1 protein-coding gene is annotated in these 1,094 nt (G+C 67.6%); it reads left to right on the top strand.

All coding sequences use genetic code 11. The features are described 5' to 3' along the window. A partial coding sequence (locus tag BACI9J_RS22960) for an ABC transporter ATP-binding protein (protein WP_159736677.1) occupies window positions 1–1,094 on the top strand: 1,094 nt, incomplete at both ends.

Below are 1,094 nucleotides of genomic sequence, written 5' to 3'. Positions count from 1 at the left end.
CTCGCGGTGTCGCTCGTGCCGCTCTGGTTCCTGATCCGCTGGTTCCAGACGAACTCGCAGACGCTGTTCCGCTCCACCCGTGTCACCTCGGCGCGCGTGATCGTGCACTTCGTCGAGACGATGACGGGCATCCGCGCGGTGCAGGCGTTCCGCAAGGAGTCCCGCAACCGTGACGAGTACGGCGGCTACGTCGAGGACTACCGGGTGGCGAACACGAAGGTGTTCAACCTGTTCGGGACCTTCGACCCGGTGCTCGTGCTCATCGGCAACGCGACGCTCGCCGCGGTCGTCATCGTCGGTGGCTTCCGGATCGTCGGCGGGACGCTCGAGGTCGGTGCGCTGCTCGCGGTCGCGCTGTACGCCAAGCGCTTCTTCGACCCGGCGCAGGAACTCGCGATGTTCTACAACGGGTACCAGTCCGCCTCAGCGGCGATGGAGAAGATCTCCGGCGTCCTCGAGGAACGGCCGAGCGTGCCGGACCCCGTGAAGCCGACCCGTCTGGCGGACGCCACCGGGAAGATGGACTTCGACGACGTCGTGTTCGCCTACAACAAGGGCAAGGTCGTGCTGCCGGAGTTCGACCTGCACATCCTGTCGGGGCAGACCATCGCCCTCGTCGGTTCCACCGGCGCCGGCAAGTCGACGCTCGCCAAGCTCATGGCGCGCTTCTACGACCCGAGTCAGGGCTCCGTCAAGCTCGACGGTGTGGACCTGCGTGACCTCGACACGAAGGACATGCGCCGCGCGATCGTCATGGTCACGCAAGAGGCCTACCTGTTCTCCGGAACCGTCGCGGACAACATCGCGCTCGGCAAGCCCGGGGCGTCCCGCCAGGAGATCGAGGCGTCGGCCAAGGCGGTCGGCGCGCACGAGTTCATCATGGCGCTGCCCGACGGGTACGACACCGACGTGAACAAGCGCGGTGGCCGTGTCTCGGCGGGCCAGCGGCAGCTGCTCTCGTTCGCGCGGGCGTTCATCGCGGACCCGAAGGTGCTCATCCTCGACGAGGCCACAGCGTCGCTCGACATCCCCTCGGAGCGACCCGTGCAGGAGGGCCTGGAGACCCTGCTCGCCGACCGCACCGCGGTGATCAT

The sequence above is a fragment of the Arthrobacter sp. 9V genome (assembly GCF_902506065.1).
In the GTDB taxonomy this organism is placed as follows: Bacteria; Actinomycetota; Actinomycetes; order Actinomycetales; family Micrococcaceae; genus Arthrobacter.
Note: the sequence above shows the minus strand (reverse complement) of the source record. Positions and strands in the feature narration are given on the sequence as shown.